20 protein-coding genes are annotated in these 24,838 nt (G+C 67.0%); 13 read left to right on the top strand and 7 right to left on the bottom strand.

Going from position 1 to position 24,838, the window contains the following annotated elements; translation table 11 throughout:
* Window positions 1–142: 142 nt before the first annotated feature.
* The 6 genes from ACW7G3_RS10390 to ACW7G3_RS10365 all read right to left on the bottom strand — a co-directional run bounded on the left by ACW7G3_RS10390 (window position 143) and on the right by ACW7G3_RS10365 (window position 7,558).
* The gene (locus ACW7G3_RS10390; protein ID WP_456982678.1) at window positions 143–1,138 is read right to left on the bottom strand and encodes a TraB/GumN family protein; all 996 of its coding nucleotides are present in this window, start codon (window positions 1,136–1,138) and stop codon (window positions 143–145) included.
* Window positions 1,139–1,161: 23 nt separating this feature from the next.
* A complete protein-coding gene (locus ACW7G3_RS10385) occupies window positions 1,162–2,094 on the bottom strand; it encodes a DUF1684 domain-containing protein (RefSeq protein ID WP_456982677.1) in 933 nt (310 codons plus the stop codon).
* 64 nt (window positions 2,095–2,158) lie between these two features.
* Window positions 2,159–3,991, bottom strand: a complete 1,833-nt coding sequence (gene mutL / locus ACW7G3_RS10380; RefSeq protein ID WP_456982719.1) for a DNA mismatch repair endonuclease MutL — start codon at window positions 3,989–3,991, stop codon at window positions 2,159–2,161.
* A gap of 100 nt (window positions 3,992–4,091) precedes the next feature.
* Window positions 4,092–5,546 (bottom strand): N-acetylmuramoyl-L-alanine amidase, encoded by a 1,455-nt coding sequence (locus tag ACW7G3_RS10375; protein WP_456972726.1) that lies wholly within the window; start codon window positions 5,544–5,546, stop codon window positions 4,092–4,094.
* Window positions 5,547–5,627: 81 nt separating this feature from the next.
* Complete coding sequence (gene tsaE / locus ACW7G3_RS10370; protein ID WP_456982676.1) at window positions 5,628–6,119, bottom strand: tRNA (adenosine(37)-N6)-threonylcarbamoyltransferase complex ATPase subunit type 1 TsaE; 492 nt, start codon at window positions 6,117–6,119, stop codon at window positions 5,628–5,630.
* Window positions 6,116–7,558 (bottom strand): NAD(P)H-hydrate dehydratase, encoded by a 1,443-nt coding sequence (locus ACW7G3_RS10365; RefSeq protein WP_456982718.1) that lies wholly within the window; start codon window positions 7,556–7,558, stop codon window positions 6,116–6,118. The genes tsaE and ACW7G3_RS10365 overlap by 4 nt, the downstream gene beginning before the upstream one ends.
* 76 nt (window positions 7,559–7,634) lie before the next feature.
* On the opposite strand from ACW7G3_RS10365, the gene queG reads away from it, so the two are divergent.
* From queG to ACW7G3_RS10345, 4 genes are all read left to right on the top strand, one after another.
* Window positions 7,635–8,717 carry a tRNA epoxyqueuosine(34) reductase QueG gene (gene queG / locus ACW7G3_RS10360; RefSeq protein WP_456982675.1) on the top strand — a complete coding sequence of 361 codons (1,083 nt, stop codon included), beginning with the start codon at window positions 7,635–7,637 and terminating at the stop codon, window positions 8,715–8,717.
* A 51-nt stretch (window positions 8,718–8,768) separates the two neighbouring features.
* The gene (locus ACW7G3_RS10355; protein WP_456982674.1) at window positions 8,769–10,328 is read left to right on the top strand and encodes a phospholipase D-like domain-containing protein; all 1,560 of its coding nucleotides are present in this window, start codon (window positions 8,769–8,771) and stop codon (window positions 10,326–10,328) included.
* A gap of 117 nt (window positions 10,329–10,445) precedes the next feature.
* Complete coding sequence (locus tag ACW7G3_RS10350; protein ID WP_456982673.1) at window positions 10,446–11,546, top strand: Glu/Leu/Phe/Val dehydrogenase dimerization domain-containing protein; 1,101 nt, start codon at window positions 10,446–10,448, stop codon at window positions 11,544–11,546.
* Between the two features lie 145 nt (window positions 11,547–11,691).
* Window positions 11,692–12,861, top strand: a complete 1,170-nt coding sequence (locus ACW7G3_RS10345) for an isovaleryl-CoA dehydrogenase (protein WP_456982672.1) — start codon at window positions 11,692–11,694, stop codon at window positions 12,859–12,861.
* A 43-nt stretch (window positions 12,862–12,904) separates the two neighbouring features.
* On the opposite strand, the gene ACW7G3_RS10340 is transcribed toward ACW7G3_RS10345, so the two are convergent.
* Complete coding sequence (locus ACW7G3_RS10340) at window positions 12,905–15,751, bottom strand: S8 family serine peptidase (RefSeq protein WP_456982671.1); 2,847 nt, start codon at window positions 15,749–15,751, stop codon at window positions 12,905–12,907.
* 183 nt (window positions 15,752–15,934) lie between these two features.
* Here ACW7G3_RS10340 and ACW7G3_RS10335 point away from each other — a divergent pair, with 183 nt between their 5' ends.
* The 9 genes from ACW7G3_RS10335 (at window position 15,935) to ACW7G3_RS10295 (ending at window position 24,837) form a co-directional block, all read left to right on the top strand.
* Window positions 15,935–17,110, top strand: a complete 1,176-nt coding sequence (locus ACW7G3_RS10335; protein ID WP_456982670.1) for a thiolase family protein — start codon at window positions 15,935–15,937, stop codon at window positions 17,108–17,110.
* 132 nt (window positions 17,111–17,242) lie between these two features.
* The gene (locus ACW7G3_RS10330; protein WP_456972742.1) at window positions 17,243–17,593 is read left to right on the top strand and encodes a hypothetical protein; all 351 of its coding nucleotides are present in this window, start codon (window positions 17,243–17,245) and stop codon (window positions 17,591–17,593) included.
* Window positions 17,594–17,777: 184 nt separating this feature from the next.
* On the top strand, window positions 17,778–18,185 hold the full coding sequence (locus tag ACW7G3_RS10325; protein ID WP_456972744.1) for a hypothetical protein: 408 nt from the start codon (window positions 17,778–17,780) through the stop codon (window positions 18,183–18,185).
* Between the two features lie 81 nt (window positions 18,186–18,266).
* Complete coding sequence (locus ACW7G3_RS10320; protein ID WP_456982669.1) at window positions 18,267–19,874, top strand: carboxyl transferase domain-containing protein; 1,608 nt, start codon at window positions 18,267–18,269, stop codon at window positions 19,872–19,874.
* A 196-nt stretch (window positions 19,875–20,070) separates the two neighbouring features.
* Window positions 20,071–20,637, top strand: coding sequence for a bactofilin family protein (locus ACW7G3_RS10315; RefSeq protein WP_456982668.1), 567 nt, complete (start codon window positions 20,071–20,073; stop codon window positions 20,635–20,637).
* Window positions 20,634–21,026: a hypothetical protein gene (locus ACW7G3_RS10310; protein ID WP_456972750.1), complete on the top strand. Its 393-nt coding sequence runs from the start codon at window positions 20,634–20,636 to the stop codon at window positions 21,024–21,026. The genes ACW7G3_RS10315 and ACW7G3_RS10310 overlap by 4 nt, the downstream gene beginning before the upstream one ends.
* A gap of 102 nt (window positions 21,027–21,128) precedes the next feature.
* Entirely contained in the window at window positions 21,129–21,914 is a 786-nt protein-coding gene (locus ACW7G3_RS10305) for an enoyl-CoA hydratase/isomerase family protein (protein WP_456982667.1), read from the top strand.
* Window positions 21,915–21,916: 2 nt separating this feature from the next.
* Window positions 21,917–23,932 carry an acetyl/propionyl/methylcrotonyl-CoA carboxylase subunit alpha gene (locus tag ACW7G3_RS10300; protein WP_456982666.1) on the top strand — a complete coding sequence of 672 codons (2,016 nt, stop codon included), beginning with the start codon at window positions 21,917–21,919 and terminating at the stop codon, window positions 23,930–23,932.
* The gene (locus ACW7G3_RS10295; protein WP_456972756.1) at window positions 23,929–24,837 is read left to right on the top strand and encodes a hydroxymethylglutaryl-CoA lyase; all 909 of its coding nucleotides are present in this window, start codon (window positions 23,929–23,931) and stop codon (window positions 24,835–24,837) included. The genes ACW7G3_RS10300 and ACW7G3_RS10295 overlap by 4 nt, the downstream gene beginning before the upstream one ends.
* The last annotated feature ends 1 nt before the right edge of the window (window position 24,838 follow it).

Raw genomic sequence — 24,838 nt, 5'->3', positions numbered from 1 at the left:
GCGCCATGCGCGCGAAGCCGCGTCAACCAAGGCATCGCGACAAGCCTTCGGCCACCCCGTCGTGCCCGAAGCCCCGCGCATAGCCAAATGTCACGCGGCTTCGCGCGCGCGGCGCGCTCCTACAAGACCAGGGCGGCCTGGATCATTCGGAACAGGCGGTGCAGATCCTCTCCAGCTGGTAGCCCTTGGCCCCCAGCTTCTCCACCACGCCATCCTCACCCAGCAGGTGCAGCGCACCGACTACGACAAGGGTGTTGCCAGTGCCATCACCATCCAGCATGGCCTCGATCTGCGGCACCCAGGCGTCATTGCGTTCAACGTTGATGCGCTGGTAAAGGGCCGGGAATTCCTCGGCCATTTCCACCGCCATGCCATCCCAGATGGCCTGCGCATCACCACTGCGCCAGGCGTCGTGGAGCTTGGCGATTTCCACCTGCCCTTCTTCCCCGGTGCCCTCCAGCGACGACTGCAGGAACTGCAGCTGCTCCTGGTCAGACATGCCGGTGAAAAAAGCGATCTGCTGGTCGGCGGTTTCAAGGCCCGAGGTGCGCTTGCCTGCCTCTGCAGCGCGCTTGGCCATGTGGTTGTCCAGCCCGATTTCCGGATCCAGTCCGAACTTGCCCATCTCGGTCACGGTGACCATCAGCGAGACGAACCAGGGCTGGAACATCTGCAGCACCTGCGGTGCCAGCTGCATCTGCTGCAGCTGCGCGGCGTTCTCCGTGGTCCAGGCATCCAGCGCGGCCACGGTCTCCTCGGGCAGCTCGCTGTTGAGCGGGGTACCGTCGGTGCGCATCGCCGCCTGGCCCATCTTCATGCCGAGCTCGGGCGACTGCAGCTGCTCGGGTGGGATCTCGAACACCACCGCTTCCGAATCGGCAAACGCGGCGTCCACGTCCGACGACAGCGGGTAGTCATCCGGCTTGAGCAGGTGGAAGGAGCCCAGCAGGTAAACCACACGTTCGCCGCTGCTCGCCTTCCACAGCAGCGGGACCGGCGGCTGATGGCCGACCGCCGGCCCGGTGGCAGCAGCGGTCTGCGGCTGATCGGCCAGTGCAGCAGCGCAAAACAGGCCGGCCGAGACCAGCAGCAGGGTTGATAGGGTCTTGCGTCCAGCCAGGCGTGTCATCAGCTTCATCTGGATCTCCAGTTGGTGATTGGTCAGCCTGCCGGGGCCTGGTAAGCCTTTTCACCGGCAGTAATGGCCAGGTCCAGGCGATTCTCCAGCGGCGGCAGCGGGCAGGTGGCGTAGTTGGTGAAGGCGCAGGGTGGATTGTAGGCACGGTTGAAGTCCAGCATGACCCGGCCATCGGCATCCGGTGCGCTGGCGTCCAGATAACGGCCGGCGCCGTAGCTGCCCTGGCCCGAAGTCCGGTCGGCCAGGATCAGCAGCAGTCCATCGGCACCGTCATCCAGTGCCTGCAGGCGGAATACCTGTCCATCGCGGTCGAATTCGACCACCCCCGGATTGCCCATTCTTTCGGTACCGCCGATGAGTGACGCCACTTCAAGCATCTGTCCCAGCGGATGGGCTGAAAACCGCCCTTCGATCAACCATGAAGCATCGACCGGCCAGTAATCGATGCCGGCAAAGCGCAGCCGCGAGTCGGCGTCGAGGTGCCGCACGCGGAGCGCCCGGCGACCACCGCGTTTGATCACGCCGATCTGTCCCTGCCCGGCATCGAAATCGATCAGGGTCGGTGTGCTGCTGCGATCCGAATGCAGTTCCGCACGTCCGGTCAGACGCTCCCCGTCCACCGTCAGATCCACGCCGCGCTCCGGGGTGAAGTACAGCCGCCCCTCGCGCTGCTGCAGCATTCCCAGCCGTGGCGGCCCCTTCGCCAGGCGCATGCCGCTTTCGCGACTGCTGCCAATGTAATGCGCGTTGAGTTCAATCCAGTGCAAGCCCACCAGCGTGGTCCAGCCGTCCGGCGCAAGCAGCCGGTCGCGGCGCTCGGCACGCCAAGCCTCCTGCCCGGTAACAAAGGCCGCATCGGCCGCGGCCGTGGCGACGGCGTCCTTCGCATCTTCGCTGCGATCGCCACTGCAACCGGCCACCGTCAAAGTCATGCCCAGCAGCAGCGCGGCAAACATCCGGCCCCTCCCCCTGTCCAACAGCCTATCCAACAACATTTCCCCTTTGTCGCGAAAGCGGCGCTCAGCGTCCGCGCATGAACCAGCGATCGATCTCGGCCAGGCTGAAGCGCGCCCAGGTCGGACGCCCATGGTTGCATTGTCCCGAGCGTTCGGTCTCTTCCATCTGCCGCAGCAGTGCGTTCATCTCGGGAATGGTCAGGCGCCGGTTGGCGCGCACGGACCCGTGGCAGGCCATGGTGGACAGCAGCTCGTCGCGGGCACTGGCCACCCGCAGGCTGTCGCCATGCTCACGCAGGTCTGCCAGCACATCACGCAGCAGCGCCTCTGTATCGCCCTCGGCCAGCAACGCCGGCACGCCGCGCAACAGCAGCGACTGCGGTCCGGTACGCGACACCTCGAAACCCAGCGCCTCGAGGATGGCTGCCCCGCTTTCGGCCACGTCCGCCTCGCGCTCGGCCACGGCCAGGGTCTGCGGCACCAGCAGCGGCTGCATGCGCAGGCCTTCGCTGTCATGAGCGCGCTTGAGTTTCTCGTAGCCGATACGCTCGTGCGCGGCGTGCATGTCGACCACGATCAGGCCGTCCGCACACTGGCTGAGGATATAGATGCCATGCAGCTGCGCGATCGCATAGCCCAGCGGCGGCGCAGTCGTAGCATCGGCAGCCGGCAGCGACGACAGGCTGCCAGCGTCCATGCCCGGTGGCTGCGATGCGACAGGCCAGGACTCCGGCGCCGCGGCAGGCGATACGTCGCCGTACAGGGCCGCGTAGCCGGCACGGGCTTCATCGGTACGCAGCGCCAGACCTGATTGCGCGGCCATCCACTGCTCCGGCCGCGCAGGGGCCGCACCACCGAAGGCGCCTGCCCCGGCCGTTTCCGCAGCCGCGGCCTGCTGGCCGGCACGGGTCCCGGCCAGCACCTCGTGCAGGGTGCGGCGGACGAAGTCGTAGATCAGGCGGGACTCGCGGAAGCGCACCTCATGCTTGGCCGGGTGCACGTTCACATCCACCCGGGCCGGATCCATTTCCAGAAACAGCACGTAGGCAGGCTGCCGGCCGTGATAGAGCACGTCGGAATAGGCCTGCCTGACCGCGTGCGCCACGCTGCGGTCGCGCACGCTGCGGCCGTTCACGTACAGATACTGCTGGTCGGCGCTTGCACGTGAATAAGCAGGCTGGGCGATCCATCCATGCAGTCGCAGCCCGGCACCTTCCTGCTCCACCCGCAGCGCATGCCGCGCGAACTCCGCGCCCAGCGTTTCATGCAAGCGCTCGTCGGAAAACAGCTCGGCGCTGCCCTTGTAGCGGCGGGAAGGCTTGCCGTTATGGCTGACCCGCAGTTCCACATCCGGCCGGGCCAGCGCTAGCGAGCGCAGCCACTCTTCGATATGCCCGGTTTCGGTCCGTTCGGCACGCAGGAACCGGCGCCGCGCGGGCACGTTGTAGAACAGCTCGCGCACTTCGATGGTGGTGCCGTGCGGGTGCTGGCGCGGTTCCACCTCTCCTACCGTGCCGCCTTCCACCGCCAGCGCGCTGCCGTGCTCGTCTTGCGCCTGGCGCGAGACGATCAGGAACTGGCTGACCGAAGCAATCGAGGGCAGCGCCTCGCCACGGAAACCCAGCGTGGCAACCGACTCCAGGTCATCAAGCGAAGCGATCTTGCTGGTGGCATGGCGCGAGACGGCGAGCGGCAGGTCCGCTGCCGGGATCCCACCGCCATTGTCACGGATCCGGATCAGGCGCACGCCGCCTTCCTCCAGCTCGATGTCAACGCGGGTGGCGCCGGCATCCAGCGCGTTTTCCACCAGTTCCTTGACCACGGACGCCGGCCGCTCTACGACCTCGCCCGCGGCGATCTGGTTGATGAGGACGTCGGAAAGCTGCTGGATACTCACTGCGGGCGGCGCGAGGCCGTCATTGATATCGGTCAACGATGATACCGGGCTGCGACCGTGCCGTATGCAGCGCGGCCCGCGGCGTGTCCCCGCCTGTCAATCAGGGGCTGCCGCCGGAAACAGCCGCGGCCTGGCCGGCCGCTTCCGCCCTGGCTCGCGCCGCGAACAGGGTGCCCGGCGGTGGCTGGTCGGAGAAGTAGGTGTTCACCCCGTCCAGGACAGCGCGCGCCACCGTGCGCTGGAACTGTGGATCGATCAGCCGCTTTTCCTCTTCCGGATTGGAAAGAAACGCGGTTTCCACCAGCATCGAGGGCATGTCCGACGTGCGCAGCACGGCAAAATTGGCCCGTTCGATATGCGGCTTGTGGTTGTTGCCGATGCGCTTGAGACCGTCGAGGATGTGCCGGCCAGCGTCTTCCGAGGCCTTCATCTGCCCGCTCTGGGTCAGATCCAGCAGCACCGAGGCCAGGGTGTCGTCGGTTTCCTCAAGGCGCACGCCACCAATCAGGTCGGCAGCGTTCTCTTTGTCGGCCAGCCACCGCGCCCGTTGCGAGGACGCGCCGCGCAACGACAGCACGTACACCGATGAACCCTGGGCATTGCGATTGTGGGCGGCGTCGGCATGGACGGAAATGAACATGTCCGCCCCGGCCTCACGCGCGAGCCGGGCGCGGTGGTTGAGGGGAATGAACACATCGGTGTCGCGGGTCAGGTAGGACTTCAGCCCGGGGGTGGTATCCACCTGGCGCGCCAGCTCGCGGGCAATGGCCAGGGTGACGTCCTTCTCGCGGGTCCCGCTGGGACCGACGGCACCGGGATCCTGCCCGCCATGGCCGGCATCGATCGCGATGACCAGCGGACGCATCACGGCCGCGGGCTGCACCGGAACAGGCGCCTGTTGTACAACGGCCTGCTGTACGACGGGAGGCGGAGGAGTGTCGATCACAGCGGGTGGCGGCGCTGCGGCCGTGGCTGCAGGCGGTGCCGGCGTCGGCACGGACGCCGCAGGCGTCGAGACGGCCGACACCTGGGAAACCAGCCGGTCGGTCGCCGCCCGGGAAGCCGCGGAAGGATTGGCAGGCGGCTGTGCAGCCGTGTCCGGCTGGGATACCTGGGCGATGATCCGTCCGATCGGATCGGCTCCGGCCGGGCCGTCACCAGGCCATTCCACCACCAGTCTGGCCCCCTCGGCCGAGGGTTCCATGCGCGGCCCGATCGCCGCCACGCTGGTGGCCAGGTCAAAGACGATCCGGGTCACGCCGGGCTCAGGCTGTCCATTACGCACGGCCTTGACCAGCCCGGCGGCCGCCGGAAGCCGGAAACCGCTGGCCAAACGGGCACCCGGCAGATCAATCACCAGCCGATCCGGGTTGGACAGCCTGATCACCTTGAATTCCGTCTCCCCGGCCAGCGCCAGCTCTGCACGCGTGCCGGTGGGACCGCTATCGAGGCGCAAGTGATTGATTTCCGTTGCCTTGGCAACGTTCCACACCAACCCGGCCAGCAGCGCTAGGCCGAGCAGCAGTTCCTGGAGTCTGGCGCCGCGAATTCGCATGGGGCCCAGTCAATCATTCCAGCCCCCCCATTGCAAGCACTTTCTCCTTGTAAATCGGGCACCTGCCGTCCCTTCCTGCAGTTACGGTTCAGGAAAGGACGCCAACTCGTCTTCATCTGCCAAAGCTGCCAGCCAGCACTCGCCCAGCGGACTGCTTGCGACAAGCCTGGCGCTGCGGCCTGGACCATGGATCGCCAGCGCGATCGAAAGGTCGGCCGGAGGCAACCCGCCCGCACCGCGCTCCGGCCATTCCACCAGCCATAGACGGGCCGGCTCATCGTCCAGGCCGAGGAATTCAAGTTCTCCACCCGATCCGATGCGGTACAGGTCCAGATGCAGCGCTTCCGAGTCACCCAGCGGATAGCGTTCCACCAGCGTGTAGGTGGGGCTGCGGATGGTTCCGGTGACGCCCAGGCTGCGCAACCAGGCCCGGGCCAGGCTGGACTTGCCCGCACCCAGGTCACCTGCCAGGTACACCACACCCGGTCCTGGCTGGCTGTTCGCCAGCAGGCGCGCCAGGCGCGTGGTTGCCGCCTCGTCGGGCAACACCAGCTGCAGGGACGGTCCGCTCATGCGTTTACCAACCGGCGCAGCGGGGCGAAAAGATCCGAGGCAAGCATTCCGCGCTCTCCTTCCTGTGCGGCCATATCGCCAGCGGCGGCGTGCAACAGCGCTCCCGTGCAGGCTGCTTCGAACGCCGGGTAACCTTGCGCGCGCAGCGCGGCAATGATGCCGGTCAGCACATCACCGGTACCCCCCGTCGCCAAGCCCGGATTACCTGCGCCAATCACCCGCGGTGTTTCATCCGGTGCCGCCACCACCGTGCCGGCCCCCTTGAGCACCACGACGCAGCCGAACTGTTCGCACAGGGCGCGTGCAGCCACCAGACGATCAGCCTGCACCTGGGCGGTGGTGGCTCCGAGCAGGCGTGCGGCCTCGCCCGGATGCGGTGTCAGCACCGTGTCCGGCGCAAGTTCCGGGCGGTCCCGCTTGGCCAGCAGGTTCAGCGCGTCGGCGTCGAGCACCAGCGGCTTGCCTCCACCCAGCGCCACTGCGAACTGCGCCGAACCCCATGCTCCCTGTCCCAGCCCGGGGCCGATGGCGACCACGTTGGCGCGTTCGATCAGCTCCCGCAGCGCCCCCGCGCCTTCTACCGCCCGGGCCATCACCTCCGGTCGGCGGGCCAGCATGGCGGCCACGTGCGCGGCGCGCGTGGCCACGCCCACCAGTCCAGCGCCGCAGCGCAGGGCCGCTTCGGCCGTGAGCAGTACGGCTCCTCCAGTGCCCTCGTCTCCTCCGATACACAGCAGGTAACCGGCATCGCCTTTGTGCGCACCGCGGCGCCGCGGCGGGAAGCGGCCGGCCAGATCCGCCGGGCGCAGGCACACGGCAGCGGGTTCGATTGCGGACAACAGCTGTTCCGGCAGATCCAGCGTGGCTACCGAGGATTCGCCAGCCCAATCGAGCGCTGCCCCCGTGTGCAGGCCCACGTGGGCACCGATGAACTGCAGCGTCACCTGCGCCCGAATCGCTGCGCCGGGCACCGCGCCGGTATCGGTGTCGACGCCGCTGGGCGCATCCAGCGCCAGCACCGGTGCGCCGCTGGCATTGATGGCCTCGACCAGCCGCGTGGCATCCATCTCCAGCGAGCGCGACAGGCCGATGCCGAACAGGGCATCCACCCATATATCCGCCGCCGGCAGCCGGCCCTTGAATTCTGCGACACTGCCGCCCGCAGCAACGTACTCACGGCATGCGCGCACTGCCAGTTCCCCACGCGGCTCATGCCCGGGCAATCTCAGCACCGTTACCCGCCGCCCCGATTCCAAGGCATGGCGTGCAAGGACATAGCCGTCGCCGCCGTTGTTTCCGGGGCCGCAGACCGCCACGATCTCCTGTGCCTGCGGCCAGCGCCGCAGCAGCTCGCGCCAGGCGGCCTGTCCCGCCCGGGACATCAGCGCAAAGGGATCCCCGCCCAGGTGCCCAGCAGCCGCCACCTCCAGCGCGCGCATCGCCGCACGCGTGTTCAAGCATCCGGACCGGACTGGCGAGCTCGCACTCATGGCCCAGATTCTATACTTGGCCACCATGTCCAGCCCCGACGCCATCTCCGGTTCCTGCGATCCGGCCGCAATTGCCGCGCGGATCCGGGCGCTCGTCAGCGCGGCCGGGTTCCAGCGCTGCGGTATCAGCGGCATTGAACTCGGTGAAGACGAGGCCCACCTGCACAGCTGGCTGGCCGAGGGCCTTTACGGGGACATGGACTGGATGGCCCGCCACGGCAGCAAGCGCTCGCGCCCGCAGGAGCTGGTGCCCGGCACCCTGCGTGTGGTGTCGGTCGGCCTGGATTACGGGCCCGACAACCACGACGAAGCCTGGGCCACCCTGGCCGACGGTGAGCGTGCCTACGTGGCCCGCTACGCCCTGGGGCGCGATTACCACAAGCTGATGCGCAGCCGCCTGCAGAAGCTGGCGGCACGGATCGCCGATGAGATCGGCCCGTTCGGCTTCCGCGTTTTCGTCGACTCCGCACCGGTGCTGGAACGGGCCCTGGCGCGCAACGCCGGCCTGGGCTGGATCGGCAAGCACACCTGCCTGATCGACCGCGATGGCGGCTCCTGGTTTTTCCTCGGCGAGATCTACCTCGACCTGCCGCTGCCGGTCGATACGCCCGCCACCGCGCACTGCGGCAGCTGCACCCGCTGCATCGATATCTGCCCGACGCAGGCCATCGTGGCTCCGAACCGGCTGGACGCGAGGCGCTGCATCTCCTACCTGACCATCGAGCACGAAGGGTCGATCCCGGAACCGTTGCGCCCCGCCATCGGAAACCGCATTTTCGGCTGTGATGACTGCCAGCTGGTCTGCCCCTGGAACAAGTTCGCCCGCCGCACCGACGAGCCCGACTTTCGCGCCCGCAACAATCTGGATACCGCCAGCCTGGCCGAACTGTTCGCCTGGGAAGAAGACGAATTCCTGCGCCGCACCGAAGGCTCGGCGATCCGCCGCAGTGGCCATCGCCGCTGGCTGCGCAACATCGCCGTGGCCCTGGGCAATGCGGCCACCACGCCCGAAGTACTGTCCGCCCTGCGCTCGCGCGCCGACAGCGAAGACCCGCTGGTGCGCGAGCACGTCGCCTGGGCCCTGGCCCGCCACCAGCGCCCCGCGTAGGAGCCGTTCTCCCTACAATTGGAGCGCTGCCCGGGGAACATGCGACCGATGATGACCAAGCGAATCAAAAGGATCTTTGGCTGGGGCCTGTTTACCCTCGGCACGCTGGTGCTCAGCGGCATCCTGCTGGCCGATCATTTGACCCCACCCGCCACTGGCACACCCAGCCATGCCCTTCCGGTACAGGCCGACCAGACCCTGCTGGACCAGGAGCTGGCGCCGCTGCTGGCCCGCCGGCCCGGGCAGAGCGGCGTGGTGATGCTGATTGACGGGCGCGACGCGTTCGCCGCCCGCGCCATCGCTACCCGCCGCGCCGGGCGCAGCATCGACCTGATGTACTACATCTGGCAGGACGACCTGGCCGGGCACCTGCTGCTGGGCGAGCTGCGGGAAGCCGCCGAGCGCGGGGTCCGGGTGCGCATGCTGCTCGACGACATCAATGCCAAGGGCAAGGACGGTGCCCTGCTGGCGATGGTGGAACACCCGAACATCGAAGTGCGGGTCTACAACCCGTTCCGCAACCGCGACGGCATCGGGCGGCTGCTGGAGATGGTGCAGCGCAGCTGGAGCATCAACCACCGCATGCACAACAAGGCATGGATCGCCGATGGCCGGGTGGCCGTGGTGGGCGGGCGCAACGTGGGCGTGGAATATTTCGACGCCGCCGAGGACACCAATTTCCGCGATCTGGACGTGGCCCTGTTCGGCCCGGCGGTTGAAGAGGCCAGCGCCATCTTCGACACCTTCTGGAACAGCGAGCAGGTGGTGCCGATCTCGGCCCTGAACCGCAAGTCACGGCGCACCCTGGAAGCGGTGATGGAACAGATCCGCGAGGAAACCCGCAGCCCGCAGGCGCGACGGTTCCTGGACAAGGTGGATACCTCCGACAACGTGCGCCGCTACATCACCCAGACCCTCACCCCGTACTGGACTGATCGCATCCGGGTGCTATCCGATCCTCCCGACAAACGCCCAAGCGAAGACCGCTCGCAGTGGCTGATCCACGCCATCCTTGAGGATCTGGCGTCTGCCCGGCACAAGGCCCTGCTGATCTCGCCCTATTTCGTCCCCGGCAGCGAGGGCGTGGTCGCCCTTGCCAACGCCGCGCGGCGCCATGACGCCCACGTAGGCGTGATCACCAATTCGCTGGTCGCCAACGACGTGCTGGCCGTGCACAGCGGTTACAGCAAATACCGCGAACTGCTGCTCAAGGCCGGGATCCACCTGTACGAAACCAAGGCCGATGTCGCCACCGATTCCAGCCTGTTCGGCAGCAGCGGCGCCAGCCTGCACACCAAGGCCTATCTGGTGGACGACCGGCGCGGGTTCGTGGGCTCGTTCAACATGGATCCGCGCTCGATCAACCTGAACACCGAAATGGGGGTGCTGTTTGACGATCCCGAGCTGGCGGGCGCACTGCGCGAGGAGTACCTCACTCTCTCGAGTGCGGAACTGAGCTACTGGCTGTATCTGGACCAGAAAAACAAGCTCCGCTGGCTCGACGGTGCTACCGATCCACCCACCGTCCACACCACCGAACCGGGCGCCTCACTGCTGCAGCGCAGCATCGTTCGCGTGCTGCGCTGGCTGCCGATCGAATCGCAGCTGTAGCCCGGGAAGCGTAGAATACCGGCCCTATCGGCGCCCCTGCGGCGCCGCGCTCACGTTCAGATTCCACCCACCAGACACGCCGGTCCGTGCACATCACGGGCCGCCACGGAGCCAGCAATGATTTTCGAACAACTCGACACTTCCGGCCACGAACAGATCGTGTACTGCCACAACAAGGACGCGGGCCTGAAGGCCATCATCGCGATCCACAACACGGTGCTGGGCCCGGCCCTGGGCGGCACCCGCATGTGGCCCTACAAGAACGAAGCCGAGGCACTGAATGACGTGCTGCGCCTGTCGCGCGGCATGACCTACAAGAACGCGGTGGCCGGCCTGAACATCGGCGGCGGCAAGGCAGTGATCATCGGCGATCCGGCCAAGGACAAGTCCGAAGCGCTGTTCCGCGCCTTCGGCCAGGCCGTGGAATCGCTGGGCGGGCGCTACATCACCGCCGAAGACGTGGGCATCGATGTCAACGACATGGAGTTCGTGTTCCGCGAGACCCAGTACGTGACCGGCGTGCACCAGGTCCACGGCGGCTCGGGCGATCCGTCGCCGTTCACCGCCTACGGCACCCTGCAGGGCCTGCTGGCGACCCTCAACCGCAAGCACGGCAACGAGGAAGTGGGCAATTACAGCTACGCGGTCCAGGGCCTGGGCCACGTGGGCATGGAGTTCGTGAAGCTACTCAAGGAGCGCGGCGCGAAGATCTTCGTCACCGACATCCACCAGAACCTGATTGACCAGGCCGTGACCGAATACGGCGCCGAGGCTGTGGCTCCGGACGAGATCTACGACGTCGACGCCGACGTGTACTCGCCGTGCGCGCTGGGCGCCACGGTCAACGAGGACACAGTGCAGCGTCTGAAGGCGAAGATCATCTGCGGCTCGGCCAACAACCAGCTGGCCAACAACGAGATCGGCGACGAGCTCGGCAAGCGCGGCATCCTCTACGCCCCGGACTACGCGGTGAACGCGGGCGGCGTGATGAACGTGTCGCTGGAGATCGAAGGCTACAACCGCGAACGCGCCATGCGCATGATGCGCACGATCTACCACAACCTGACCCGCATCTACGAAATCGCCGAGCGCGACAGCATCCCGACCTACAAGGCGGCCGACCGCATGGCAGAAGAGCGGATCGAGCTGATCGGCAAGCTGAAGCTGCCGCTGGGCCGCGCGGCACCGCGCTTCCAGGGTCGCGTCAAGGGAAGCTGATCCCAGGCTTCGCCTGGATCAGCCCAAAGTTGCTTTGCAACTTCGGGTCCCGCTTTGTGCTTCCAAAACCCCGCCGCTTCGCGGCGCCCCCTTTACTAAAGGGGGCTTGGGGTTCCCAGCTTCACCGAGAGATTTGAGGTCGTATATGCGAGCGTTTCCGCTGGGCGAAGAGATTGATGCACTACGCGATGCGGTGAGGCGCTTCGCAGAAGCGGAGATCGCCCCTCGCGCGGAAGAGATTGACCGCGACAACGCGTTCCCCCAGGAGCTGTGGCTGAAGCTCGGCGAGATGGGCCTGCTGGGCATGACCGTGCCAGGCGAATACGGTGGCAGCGAAATGGGCTATCTCGCCCATCTGGTGGCGATGGAGGAAATTTCCCGCGCCTCCGGATCGGTCGGGCTGAGCTACGGCGCCCACTCCAACCTCTGCGTCTCCAACCTCTACGCCAATGGCAATGAAGCCCAGCGGCAGAAGTACCTGCCGAAGCTTTGCAGCGGGGAGTGGAAAGGCGCGTTGGCAATGAGCGAGCCGGGTGCCGGCTCCGATGTGGTGGGCTCGATGGCCTGCCGCGCGGAATTCCGTCCTGAAGCCGGGCGTGACGGCGAGTGGATCGCCAACGGCAGCAAGATGTGGATCACCAACGGCCCCGAGGCCGACGTGCTGATCGTCTACATGCGCACTGCCGGCAAGGAGGCAGGCAGTCGCAGCATGACCGCCTTCCTGGTGGAAAAGGGCATGCCCGGATTTTCCACCGCGCAGAAGCTCGACAAGCTCGGCATGCGCGGCTCCAACACCTGCGAGCTGGTGTTCGAGGACTGCCGGATTCCACAGGAAAACGTGCTGGGCGAAGTCCACCTTGGCGTCAAGGTGCTCATGCGCGGGCTCAACACCGAGCGCCTGGTTCTCACCGGCGGTCCGCTGGGACTGATGCAGGCGGCGATGGATATCGCCCTGCCCTACGTACGTGATCGGCGGCAGTTCGACGTCGCCATCGGCAGCTTCGGGATCATGCAGGCCAAGATTGCCGACATGTACACCGCGCTGCAGTCCAGCCGCGCCTTTGCCTACCAGGTGGCGCGGGATTTCGACGCCGGCCAAAGCTCACGGGTCGACGCCGCCAGCTGCCTGCTGCATGCCTCGGAGTCCGCCGTGCAGGTGGCACTGGAGGCCATCCAGTCGCTGGGCGGCAATGGTTACATCAACGAATACCCTACCGGCCGGATCCTGCGCGACGCCAAGCTCTACGCCATCGGCGCCGGCACCAACGAAATCCGCCGCATGCTCATCGGCCGCGAGCTGTTCGAGGACCGCTGAGCGCCGGGGCCGCAGCCCCGGCGATCAGTGCCGGGCGCCGGGGTCAGAACCCCTGCGCGTACCTCAACGACACCATCCGCGCATCGCCACGCGGGCCGAACCGCTGGTCATAGCCCAGCGTGACCAGGCCGCTGCGTCCGACCGGCGCATCCAGGCCCAGCCCGAACAGCCCGCCCGAACGCGCCGGCTGCAGCCCCATCAGCGGCGCCCAGGCATCGACGCCGGTAAAGCCGGCCTCCAGGTCGAGCCCCTGCGCGGACAGGGTCTGCTGCCACTCTGCATAGCCCTGCAGCCTCAGCCCCGACAGCCACCGGCGCTCACCGCGCAGGCCGGCCATGGCCTGACTGCGGCTTGAACTCCAGGCATCAGCACGCAGACCCAGTCCGTCCCCGCCCAGCTCGTTGAACCCATCGCTGCGGATGCGGCTGTATTCGACGCCCACATACGGGGTGACTCCCGCCTCCGCGTCGCCCAGCCGATAGCCCGACTCCAGGCTGGCAGTCATGAAATCGCCCGCGTAGTTGCTGAACACCCCCATCGAACGCTGGCCGGTGAACAGATGGCGCTCCAGCTGGCGGTCGAAGCGGCCAAACCCGACCTGGCCCAGTGCGTAGGCCTGGCTGCCGGCAATACCGGCATACATCAGGCTCTGCGCCTGGCGGTCGCGACCACGGTCGCGGCTGCCGTCGCGGCGACTGTCGGCCGTGGTTTCGCCGAAGGCAAAGCCGGCGATGGCATTCCCCAGCCGCACGTCGCGGCCGATCATCCAGCCATCCATCGCCTGCTCGCTGCCGGAGAACCCGCCCTGGCCCCCTCCTCCAAGCTGCCGTGCCCAAGCCGCTGGCCGCTCAACAAGGTTGGCCCCCGAAGCAAATTGGTCGGACAGCGCCCGCCGGTTCATGTCGATCGCGTCGAACGTGGTCGAAGACGCCAACGCGTGCAGCTCGCCGGACAGGCTGGCCAGTGAAACATGCGCCATCCGCGCATCGGCAATCCGCTGGAACTCGCCGGCCGCGCGGATCAGGCCGCTGGCCACCGGTCCGTCCCCTGACTGCTGGCCGTCCAGCTCACGGAACGCGTTCTCGACCCGTTGGGCCGAAGACAGCGAGGCGGCCGTAGCGTTGGCCAGGCGGGCCGCGGTGGCATGCACGTCCAGGCGGGCAATATCCAGCCAGACATTCTGCAGGTCATAGGCCAGGTGCGCCTGCAGAAACATGGTGTCGGCGTTGTAGGTGAGCTCTTCGAAATAGCCGTTCATTTCGCCGTACACCTGCAGGACGTGCTCGCGGTCGCTGGTGACATAGCTGTCGCTCACTCCGGCCACGTGCACGCTGCCACCGTCGATATCCGCATCGCCATTCACCACCAGCGGGCCATGTCCCAGCACCAGCGCCAGGGTCGCGCCGTTGGCATGCGTGTAGTTGCCGGTGATCTCGAACTGATCCGCCCGACCGATATCGCCCTGGTTGACCAGCACCGTGCCGTGGTTGGTGACGCTGCCGAAAACGGTCCCGCCGCCGCTGAGGGTGCCATCCGAGCCAACGGTCACGCCCGACCCGGCAACCGAGCCGCTGACGTGCAACGTGCCCCCGTCAACGCGCGTCGCACCGCGATAGGTGTTGGCCCCGGACAGTTCAAGCGTGCCGCTTCCACGCTTGGTCAGTCCGCCCGCACCGGCGATATCGTTGGCCCAGATCGACGTCTGGTCGCTGAAGTTCGCAGTCACCGTGCCCCAGTCGAACCTGCCCGGCCCCTGCACCGCCTTGCCGACATCCAGCAGCCCGTAGCCGAAGATCTCATCTACCCCGGCCGGGCCGATGTCCTTCGCGGTGCCAAGGATGGTCTGGCGCACCAGGTCGTTGTTGAACCAGGGGAAAGCCTCCCACACCAGCGCCGCCGCGCCGGACACCTGCGGGGCTGCAAACGAGGTCCCCTCAGAGATCCAGTATTCCGGCGAATCCGGAGCATCATCAGTGCCGGTGAAAACCACCTGGCCGGGTGCGGCCAGGCAGTAGTTCATCGCGACACCGCAGGCGTTGGAATATTCGGCCAGCAAGTCCGGGTCGTCACCGTCCAGGGCCACGACTGTCAGCCAGCCAACCTCCAGGTCCGCAGCCGGCGTGCTGCCGCCGGTGCCCTGCTGGCTCGGCAGCGCAGCCATGTCGGTCGGGTCGTCACGCCCCACGTTGCCAGCCGCAAACACCACCAGCCCGTCATGGCTCAGGATGAAGCTCCTGTACTCGGCCGCGATCGGCGAGGTGGCCGCCGGATTGCTCCAGTACAGCCCGCCCCAGGAGTTGTTGAGGATCTTCACCCCGCGGGAAATCATGTCGTTGTGGATCGGCTCCAGACCCAGCGCGCCGCCCACCTCATTGCCGTCACCGCTCCCATCATCCTCGGGCGGTTCGTCATTGATGATCCGCGCTGACACGATCTCCGCGCCCTGGGCGATGCCCCCCGGCCACTGTCCGAACGGCGTGCCGGCCGCAATCTGCGCGACCGAAGTACCGTGTCCGTCCTTGTCATCCACGGACATGTCGTTGGTATTGCGGTTGACGTAGATCAGGTTGTCCACCACCCGACCGGCCAGTGACGGGTGGTTGCGATTGACACCCGAGTCAATGACGCCGATCCGCACGCCCTCGCCGGTCAAACCCGCATCGATCGCCGGCTGGGCGTTGGTCAGCGTGATGTGGTCGCTGAAGTCGGGATTGGCCGGCTCCACCACCGTTGGCGGCGGAGTAGGAGGCGGTCCTGCGGGCGGTGGATCCGGACGCAACGGACCTCCCCCGCCACCGCCACAAGCCGTCAGCGCCAACCCTACAGCTGCCGCAAGCAGCGAACGCTGCGCGGCCCGCGATTTCGCCACTCCCTGCCAAACACCAGTCATCGATCAACTCCCTCTGTGGGTCAGATGCGCATACCTATACCGCAACGCGGCAGCCCACGATATGCCATGGTTCCCAGAATCGCACTGAATGCAGTACACGGTTCCCTCGGCGGTTTGCCGCGTGGGAGCGCAGGCACGATAATCGGACACATTCCATACCCCACACCCAGGTGGAGCAACTCCATGAGCGACATCATCATCGCCGGTGCCAAGCGCACCGCCATCGGCTCTTTCCTCGGCCAGTTCAATGGGGTCCCGACGCCGACCCTCGGCGCGGCGGCCATCCGCGGCGCTCTCGAGCACGCCGGCCTTTCCGCAGACAAGGTGGATGAGACCATCATGGGCTGCGTGCTGCCCGCCGGCCTCGGCCAGGCACCGGCGCGCCAGGCTTCGCGCGCAGCCGGGATCCCCGATGCTGCTGGTTGCACCACCATCAACAAGGTGTGTGGATCGGGCATGAAGGCAGTGATGTTCGGCCATGACCTGATCCGCGCCGGATCGGCGAAGGTGGTCGTCGCCGGCGGCATGGAATCAATGACCAATGCCCCGCACCTGCTCAACGGCTCGCGCAACGGCGTGCGCTACGGCAGCGCAGAATTCCTCGACCACATGGCCTGGGACGGCCTGACCAACCCCGATGACGGCAAGGCCATGGGCGTATTCGGTGATGAAGCCTGCCGCAAGTACGGCTTCAGCCGCGAAGATCTGGACGAGTTCTCGGCCGAAAGCGCCCGTCGCGCCCAGACGGCGATTGCCGACGGCTCATTCAAGGACGAGATCGTCCCGGTCACCGTCAAGACCCGCAAGGGCGAGCACGAGGTGGCCACCGATGAGGAGCCGGGCCGGATCGACCTGGCACGGATCCCCACCCTGCGCGCCGCGTTCGGCAAGGAAGGCCTGCTCACCGCAGCGTCGTCCTCGAAGATCTCCGACGGTGCTGCCGCGCTGGTTCTCACCTCAGCCGAGGAGGCATCGAACCTGGGACTGACCCCGCTGGCCCGGATCGTTGCCCATGCCGGACACGCCCACGAACCGGAATGGTTCACCACTGCGCCGATCAAGGCGATCGACAATGTGCTCAAGCGCGCCGGCTGGACTGTGGAAGATGTGGACCTGTTCGAGATCAACGAAGCCTTCGCCTGTGTGGCCATGGCACCGATGAAAGACCTCGGAATTCCCCACCAGAAGCTGAACGTGAATGGCGGTGCCTGCGCCCTCGGCCACCCCATCGGAGCCAGCGGCGCACGCCTTATCGTGACCCTGCTGCATGCGCTGAAAGCCCGTAATTTGAAGCGTGGCGTGGCTTCGCTGTGCATCGGCGGAGGCGAAGCCACTGCAATTGCAGTGGAACTGATCTGACCTCGTTAACATCCTCTTTACTTAAAAAATCAAACAGATACTTGACAGCGATTGCGCGACCGTCATGATGTTTCCCGGCACGTGCTAACCAGCGCGTTTGTCACTTTGATTACAACGACGAGGAAATCCACAATGTCCATCAACAAGGCTCTGCTGGCCCTGACCATGGGTTTCGCCCTGGCTGCGTGCTCGAACCAGGACGCCGCTCAGGACGCAGCTGCTGACGCTGCTGAAGCCGCTGCCGAAGCGCAGGCCCAGGCCGATGCCGCCTACGGCCAGTTCGAAGATACCGCCCAGGCCGCTGCCGACACCGCTGCCGAAGCCGCTGACCGCGCCACCGACGCCGCTGCCGACGCAACCGACGCGACCAGCAACGACATCGAAGACGCTGCTGCCGACGCTGCCGAGACTGCAGCCGACGCCGCCGAAGAAGCTGCCGACATCGCCGAAGACGCTGCTGACGCGGCCGACGACGAGATCTGATCCAGCCGGAAGCCTTCGGGTTTCCAGCAAAGGAAAGATCGAAGGACCGCCGGGCAACCGGCGGTCCTTTTTTTATGCGCCCGAGAAGATCGGCGGGCCCGTGCCATGGGGAAGTTTCAGTTCCACGCCCCCTTCACTCTCCCGGCCCAACACTTGCGTCGTCCCCACAGCAACAGGTTTCGCAATGAACAATCGCTCCCTTGTGTTGATTGCCGCCGGTGTGCTCGCCCTGAGCGCGTGCAGCAACGATCCGCCCTACGAGACCCAGGAAGGCGCCGAAGCCGCCGCTGCCGCGGAGCGCGCGCGTGCCTCCGCCGCTGAGACGATCGATCACACGGGCACTGCGATCTCCGAAGGCGCTGATGCCGCCGCAACGCGCACCCGCGCCGCCGCCGATGACGCTTCAGAGGCTGCACGACGCGCGGCCGACGACGCCGCTGCCGCAGCGGACCGGGCCGGCAATGCGGCACGCGAGGCTGCCGCCGATGGCACCGAAGCAGCTGGCCGGGCGGCCGATTCCACTGCCGACGCCCTGGATCGTGCCGCTGAGCGCGCAGAACGCCAGGCCGAGGAAATCCGCCGCGACGACTGAACCTGACAGGCCCCGGCCAGTCCGGCCGGGGCCTGCCATCGCGGGTATCCTGTGCGGTCCATCCACCTCACGATGCCGAGCATGCCCGCACTGAAGACCCGCTTGGACCCAGGCTCACAGGAATTCATCGACAACTCCGCCTACCACCGCGAACTGGTGGACGAACTTGACCGCCGGCTGGCCCGGGCCGCGGACGGCGGCGGTGAAAAGGCACGCGAACGGCATCTGTCGCGAGGCAAGCTGCTTGCTCGGGACCGCATCAGTACGCTGCTCGATCCAGGCTCGCCCTTCCTTGAAATTGCTCCGTTGGCAGCGGAGGACATGTACGACGGTGACGCCCCTGCAGCCGGCATGGTCTGCGGCATCGGCCGGGTCATGGGACAGGAAGTGGTGGTGGTAGCCAATGACGCCACCGTCAAGGGCGGCACCTATTTCCCGATCACGGTGAAGAAGCACTTGCGGGCGCAGGAGATCGCCCGCGAGAACAACCTGCCGTGCATCTATCTGGTCGACTCGGGCGGCGCCTTCCTGCCGCTGCAGGACGAGGTGTTTCCGGACAGGGAACATTTCGGCCGCATCTTCTACAACCAGGCCCGGATGAGTGCGGAAAACATTCCGCAGGTGGCCGTGGTCATGGGCAGTTGCACCGCCGGCGGCGCCTACGTACCGGCCATGAGCGATGAAAGCATCATCGTCCGGGACCAGGGCACGATCTTCCTTGGTGGCCCTCCACTGGTGAAGGCGGCTACCGGCGAAGTGGTGGACGCCGAATCGCTGGGCGGCGCCGATGTCCACACCGCGGTGTCGGGCGTAGCCGACCACCTGGCCGAGAACGATCATCACGCCCTGCAGGTGGCCCGCGACATCATTGCCAACCTCAACCGGACCAAGACGCTCCCGGTAGCGCTGCAGGAGCCGGCCGCGCCCCTGTATCCGGCCGAGGAGCTGTACGGGATCGTGCCCCGCGACACCCGCCAGCCGTTCGATATCCGCGAAGTGATCGCCCGCATTGTCGACGGCAGCGACTTCCAGGAATTCAAGGCGCGCTACGGCAAAACCTTGGTGACCGGCTTCGCCCACATCCACGGCTGCCCGGTGGGCATCGTGGCCAACAACGGCATCCTGTTTTCCGAGTCCGCGCTCAAGGGCGCGCACTTCATCGAACTGTGCAACCAGCGCGGCATCCCGCTGGTGTTCCTGCAGAACATCACCGGGTTCATGGTGGGCAAAAAGTACGAGAACGCCGGCATTGCCAAGGACGGGGCCAAGATGGTCACCGCCGTGGCGTGTTCCAGCGTGCCCAAGTTCACCGTGGTGATTGGTGGCAGCTTCGGCGCGGGCAACTACGCCATGTGCGGGCGCGCCTATGGTGCCCGGTTCCTGTGGATGTGGCCCAACGCGCGAATCAGCGTGATGGGCGGCGAGCAGGCCGCCAGCGTGCTGGCCACGGTGCGCCGGGACGGTATCGAAGCGCGCGGCGGTCAATGGAGCGACGAAGAGGAAGAGGCCTTCAAAGCGCCCATCCGCCAGCAGTATGAAGACCAGGGCAGCCCCTGGTACGCCACTGCCCGGCTGTGGGACGACGGCATCATCGATCCTGCCGATACGCGGCAGGTGCTGGGACTTGCCATTTCCGCCTCGCTCAATGCCCCGATCGAGCCCGCCCGATTTGGCGTATTCCGCATGTAATCCATCGACGGGTCCTGGTCCCGTCGCCTGACCCCTTTAGCGCAGCCGTCTGTACCCGGAATCAGTGAGTGGGGTCACAACAAGGCCCCACATGCCACGTGATAGGCTCGTGAAATACGACCCTGTCGTTGCCGCTCCGGCCCTCTGCGGCCGGTGATCCTGCCCGCGTTGCACCCAGTTCCAGGAGTCCCCCGTGATGGCCATTTTCAACCCGTCCAGCCAGCCCAAGAAGGACGCCAGCCCCTTCGCCTCCGACCAGTCCGCGGTGCCCGCCCGCGAAGAGCGCCCGGCGGTGGCCGATTTCAATCCCACCTCGGGTCCGCCACGCCAGGCGCCAGCAGCGGGCTCCAGTGCGAGTGCCAAGGAGTCGCTGATCGCGGCCAACCTGACGATCGAAGGCAAGATCGAGGGCACCGGCCACGTCCGCATCGCCGGCCAGTTCAAGGGCGACGTCAACGTCAAGGGCGATCTGACGATCGAGCGCGGCGCCAAGCTCAACGGCAGCGTCCGCGCCGACAAGGTCACCGTGGCCGGCGACCTGGAGGGCAATATCGAATCAGCCGAGCGCGTTGAGCTGCTGGACAGCGCCGTGCTCAACGGCGACCTCAAAGCCGGCACCCTCACCGTCGCGGCCGGATCCCGGATCCGCGGACACATCGACTGCGGCTGGGACGAGGCGGACGCCCGCTCCGGCAAGGCCTCGGCCGATGCGAAGGCCGCAGGCAAGTCGGACAGCAAGACGGGCGTCGAAGCCGTCTCGTGAGCAAGGGCCGGCCGGGCGCGGCGGGCGCCACCCGCACCTGTCCACACTGCAAGACCACGATCCTGCAGAGTGCTGCGATCTGCCCGTCCTGCCGGCATTACCTCCGCTTCGATGCATCCGCTCCGACCACCGGGGACGCCGGAAATGCCGAAGCCGAATCTACCAATGCGCTGCAGGTGGAAGGCACCATCCGTCATCCGGCCGAGGGCGGCGCCTGGGAGTACTCGGTGGTGCTGGTGGTGCGCGACGGCGACGGCAAGGAAATCAACCGCCAGGTGGTCGGCGTGGGCGCGATGTTTCCCGGCGATGAACGCAGTTTCAGCCTTGCCGTTGAGGTCACTCCCACAGACGATCATCGCCGTCCCGGGCGTCGTCGCCTGCGGCACTGAGCGCGCCATCATTGCAGCACCACGCACCCCGCGTGCGGGCGGCCGTCCCCAGCTGAACCGGTATCATGGCCGGCCGTCCACTTCCACGGTGAGCTGACGCCCATGTCCGATGCCCTGACGATCAAGCGCGAAGGCCCGGTCGCCCGATTGCGACTCGAACGGCCCGAGCTGCACAACGCATTTGACGCGGCGCTGATCGACGCACTGACCACCGCCCTTGAACAGCTGGCAGGCGATGCTGGCGTGCGCGTGGTGGTGCTGGAAGGCGCCGGCCGATCGTTCTCGGCGGGCGCCGACCTCAACTGGATGCGCAGCATGGCCTCCGCCGGCGAGGCGGAGAACCGGGAAGATGCGCTGGCGCTGGCGCGGCTGATGCGCACGCTCGACGAGCTGCAAAAGCCAACCATCGCCCGCGTCCACGGCGCCGCGTTTGGCGGCGGGGTCGGCCTGGTGGCCTGCTGTGATATCGCCATCGGCGTGCCGGAAGCGAAGTTCGGGCTGACTGAAAGCCGGCTCGGCCTGCTGCCGGCGGTGATCTCCCCCTACGTGATCGCCGCCATCGGTGCGCGCCAGGCCCGCCGCTGGTTTTCCACCGGCGAGGTGTTCGACGCCGCCCAGGCCGAACGCTTCGGCCTGCTCCACCAGGTGGTTCCAGCCGAAGCGCTGGACGGCGCCGTGCAGCACCAGATCGACCTACTGCTCAAGGCCGGACCGGTGGCCGCGGCCCAGGCCAAGACCCTGATCCGTTCGGTCCAGCCGCATATCAACCGCGACGCGCTGGACGGCGCTACCGCCGACCTGATCGCCGCCCTGCGCGTGTCGCCGGAAGGCCAGGAAGGCCTGGCCGCCTTCCTCGACAAGCGTGCGCCGGCCTGGACCGGGGGCTGACCATGTTCGAAAAGATCCTGATCGCCAATCGCGGCGAAATCGCCTGCCGGGTCATCCGCACCGCGCGCCGCATGGGCATCCGCACCGTGGCGGTGTTCTCCGAGGCCGATGCAGACGCGCAGCACGTGCGCCTGGCCGACGAGGCCTACCCCATCGGCGGTCCGCGGCCGCAGGACAGCTACCTGCGCGCCGACGCCATCCTGGAAGTGGCCCGGCGCAGTGGCGCCCAGGCCATCCATCCGGGCTACGGCTTTCTGAGCGAGAACGCAGACTTCGCCGAAGCCGTGGAAGCGGCCGGGATCGCTTTCATCGGCCCGCGCGCGGCATCCATGCGCAAACTCGGCAGCAAGGCCGGGGCCAAGGATCTTATGCAGGCGGCCGGGGTGCCCGTGGTACCGGGTTACGCCGGGGCGGACCAGTCGCCGCAGCTGCTGGCGGAGGAAGCTGCGCGGATCGGCTTCCCGCTGATGATCAAGGCGGCCCACGGCGGCGGCGGCAAAGGCATGCGGATCGTGCACGATGCCAGCGGTTTCGAAGCCGCACTCGACAGCTGCCGGCGCGAGGCCGCAAACGCGTTCGGCAATGATCGCGTGCTGCTGGAGCGCTATATCGAATCGCCACGCCACATCGAGTTCCAGGTGTTCGGCGATGCCCACGGCAACCTCATCCACCTCAACGAGCGCGAATGCTCGGCCCAGCGCCGCTACCAGAAGGTGCTGGAAGAATCGCCTTCGCCATTCCTCACCCCGGATGCGCGCCAGCGCATGGGCGAGGCTGCGGTGCAGGCCGCGGGCGCGATCGACTACGTCAACGCGGGCACGGTGGAGTTCATCGTGGCGCCGTCGGGCGAGTTCTGGTTCATGGAGATCAACGCCCGGCTGCAGGTGGAGCATCCGGTCACCGAGATGGTCACCGGCCTGGACCTGGTGGAATGGCAACTGCGGGTCGCCGCAGGTGAGCCATTGCCGCTGGCCCAGGACGCGATCCCCAGGAATGGCCACGCTATCGAGGCGCGTCTTTACGCGGAAGATCCGGAAGCCGGCTTCCTGCCCGCTTCCGGCTGGCTTGAGCGTCTGTCACTGCCCGAGCCATCCAACGGGGTGCGCATCGACTCGGGCGTGGTTGAAGGCGACACCGTCACGATCTTTTATGACCCGATGATCGCCAAGCTCATCGTCCATGCCGACGACCGACCTGGCGCGCTGGCGCGCATGCGCGAAGCCCTGGCTGCATGCACGATCACCGGACCGAAATCCAACATCAGCTTCCTGGAGCGGCTGGTCCGTCATCCCGTGGTGACCGGGGCCAGCATCGATACCAGCTGGCTTGACCGCAACCCGGATGCGCTGCTGCCCTCGGCGGAGCCACCCTCGCCTGCCACCGTTGCAGCGGCGGCCGTGACGGCGCTGCTGCTGCAGGAGCAGGCCAGCCTGGCGGCCGCGGCATCCACCACGGAGCCGCATTCCCCGTGGACGCGCGCCGACGGTTGGCGCCTGGGCCATGCAGGTGAGCGCCTGCTGCGGTTGCAGCAGGGTTCCGTACACCATGAAATCCATGCCTCGGGCAGCGACGGCACCTACCGCCTTCGCAGCGGCGGGCATACCCATGTGGTGGAGGGTGCCTGTCGACAGGACCATCTGCTGTTACTGCGGCTGGACGGTGAAGCCCGTCGGTTCCGCGTTGACGGCACTGCCACCCAGGTGGTGGTCCATGACGGTACCCGGCGCCTGGCATTCGACCATGTCCCTGCATTCCAGCCGGACACGGCCGCCGAGTCCACCGGGGACGGCCGCATTGGCGCACCGATGCCTGGACGCGTGGTGCTGGTCAGGGCTGTCGTGGGTGATACGGTGGCAGAAGGCGATGAACTGCTGGTCATGGAGGCAATGAAGATGGAACTGACGCTGCGCGCCCCGCGTGACGGCACGGTGGCTGAAGTCCGCGCCGCGGCCGGCGATTTCGTTGAGGCAGACGCCGTGCTGGTCACCCTCGAGCCGGAGGCGGAAGCCACGCCATGAGCCGCCTGCCCGCCGCCGTACGCATCGTTGAAGTCGGCCCACGCGACGGGTTGCAGAATGAAAAGGCCATCGTGCCCACCGCTGACAAGGTCGAGCTGATCAATCGACTGTCCGCGACCGGCCTGCGGTCGATCGAGGCCACCAGCTTCGTCAGCCCGAAGTGGGTTCCGCAGCTGGCCGATGCGGCCGAGGTGTTTTCCGGCATCGAACGGCTTCCGGGCGTCTCCTATCCGGTGCTGGTTCCCAACGAGACCGGCTATGAGCGGGCCCGTGCGGTGGGTGTGGAAGAGATCGCGGTATTCAGCGCGGCCTCGGAGGCGTTCAACCGCAGGAACATCAACGCCTCGATCGACGAATCACTGCGCCGCTTCGAACCGGTGCTGGCCCGTGCGCGGGAAGACGGCGTGCGCGTACGCGGCTATGTTTCCACCGTGCTCGGCTGCCCCTATCAGGGCGAGGTACCGGTGGCCGACGTGGTGCGGGTTTCGCGTGTACTGCACCAGATGGGATGCCAGGAAATCTCCTTGGGCGACACGATTGGAACCGGCACGCCAGGCGCGGCCCGGGCGATGCTGCGCGCCGTGGCCGAAGAGGTTCCGATGCAGGCACTTGCCGTGCATTTCCACGACACTTACGGCCAGGCGCTGGCCAATATCCTCGCCTGCCTGGAGGAAGGCGTGGCGGTGGTGGATGCGGCGGTTGCCGGTACCGGCGGATGCCCCTATGCCCGCGGCGCCAGCGGCAACGTCGCCACCGAAGACGTGGTGTACATGCTCCAGGGCATGGGTATCCACACCGGCGTCGACCTGCCCGCCCTGGCCGCCACCGGCCGCTGGCTGGCGGAGCGGCTGGGACGCGAAACCGGCAGCCGGGTCGGACGCGCCATGACAGCGGGCAACGACTGAA

Source organism: Luteimonas sp. A478 (assembly GCF_054052025.1).
The sequence above is the reverse complement of the archived record's forward strand: the minus strand, read 5'-3'. Positions and strand labels throughout refer to the sequence as shown.

Coding starts and splice junctions, on each gene's coding strand:
- ACW7G3_RS10350 (WP_456982673.1), top strand. CDS start 10,446: ATGATTTTCGAACAACTCGACACTTCCGGCCACGAACAGATCGTGTAC.
- ACW7G3_RS10320 (WP_456982669.1), top strand. CDS start 18,267: ATGCCCGCACTGAAGACCCGCTTGGACCCAGGCTCACAGGAATTCATC.
- ACW7G3_RS10390 (WP_456982678.1), bottom strand. CDS start 1,138: ATGAAGCTGATGACACGCCTGGCTGGACGCAAGACCCTATCAACCCTG.
- ACW7G3_RS10365 (WP_456982718.1), bottom strand. CDS start 7,558: ATGCGCGCGCTGGAGGTGGCGGCTGCTGGGCACCTGGGCGGGGATCCC.
- ACW7G3_RS10295 (WP_456972756.1), top strand. CDS start 23,929: ATGAGCCGCCTGCCCGCCGCCGTACGCATCGTTGAAGTCGGCCCACGC.
- queG (WP_456982675.1), top strand. CDS start 7,635: ATGTCCAGCCCCGACGCCATCTCCGGTTCCTGCGATCCGGCCGCAATT.
- ACW7G3_RS10305 (WP_456982667.1), top strand. CDS start 21,129: ATGTCCGATGCCCTGACGATCAAGCGCGAAGGCCCGGTCGCCCGATTG.
- ACW7G3_RS10300 (WP_456982666.1), top strand. CDS start 21,917: ATGTTCGAAAAGATCCTGATCGCCAATCGCGGCGAAATCGCCTGCCGG.
- ACW7G3_RS10340 (WP_456982671.1), bottom strand. CDS start 15,751: ATGACTGGTGTTTGGCAGGGAGTGGCGAAATCGCGGGCCGCGCAGCGT.
- ACW7G3_RS10315 (WP_456982668.1), top strand. CDS start 20,071: ATGGCCATTTTCAACCCGTCCAGCCAGCCCAAGAAGGACGCCAGCCCC.
- ACW7G3_RS10330 (WP_456972742.1), top strand. CDS start 17,243: ATGTCCATCAACAAGGCTCTGCTGGCCCTGACCATGGGTTTCGCCCTG.
- ACW7G3_RS10335 (WP_456982670.1), top strand. CDS start 15,935: ATGAGCGACATCATCATCGCCGGTGCCAAGCGCACCGCCATCGGCTCT.
- tsaE (WP_456982676.1), bottom strand. CDS start 6,119: ATGAGCGGACCGTCCCTGCAGCTGGTGTTGCCCGACGAGGCGGCAACC.
- ACW7G3_RS10355 (WP_456982674.1), top strand. CDS start 8,769: ATGACCAAGCGAATCAAAAGGATCTTTGGCTGGGGCCTGTTTACCCTC.
- ACW7G3_RS10375 (WP_456972726.1), bottom strand. CDS start 5,546: ATGCGAATTCGCGGCGCCAGACTCCAGGAACTGCTGCTCGGCCTAGCG.
- ACW7G3_RS10345 (WP_456982672.1), top strand. CDS start 11,692: ATGCGAGCGTTTCCGCTGGGCGAAGAGATTGATGCACTACGCGATGCG.
- ACW7G3_RS10385 (WP_456982677.1), bottom strand. CDS start 2,094: ATGTTTGCCGCGCTGCTGCTGGGCATGACTTTGACGGTGGCCGGTTGC.
- ACW7G3_RS10325 (WP_456972744.1), top strand. CDS start 17,778: ATGAACAATCGCTCCCTTGTGTTGATTGCCGCCGGTGTGCTCGCCCTG.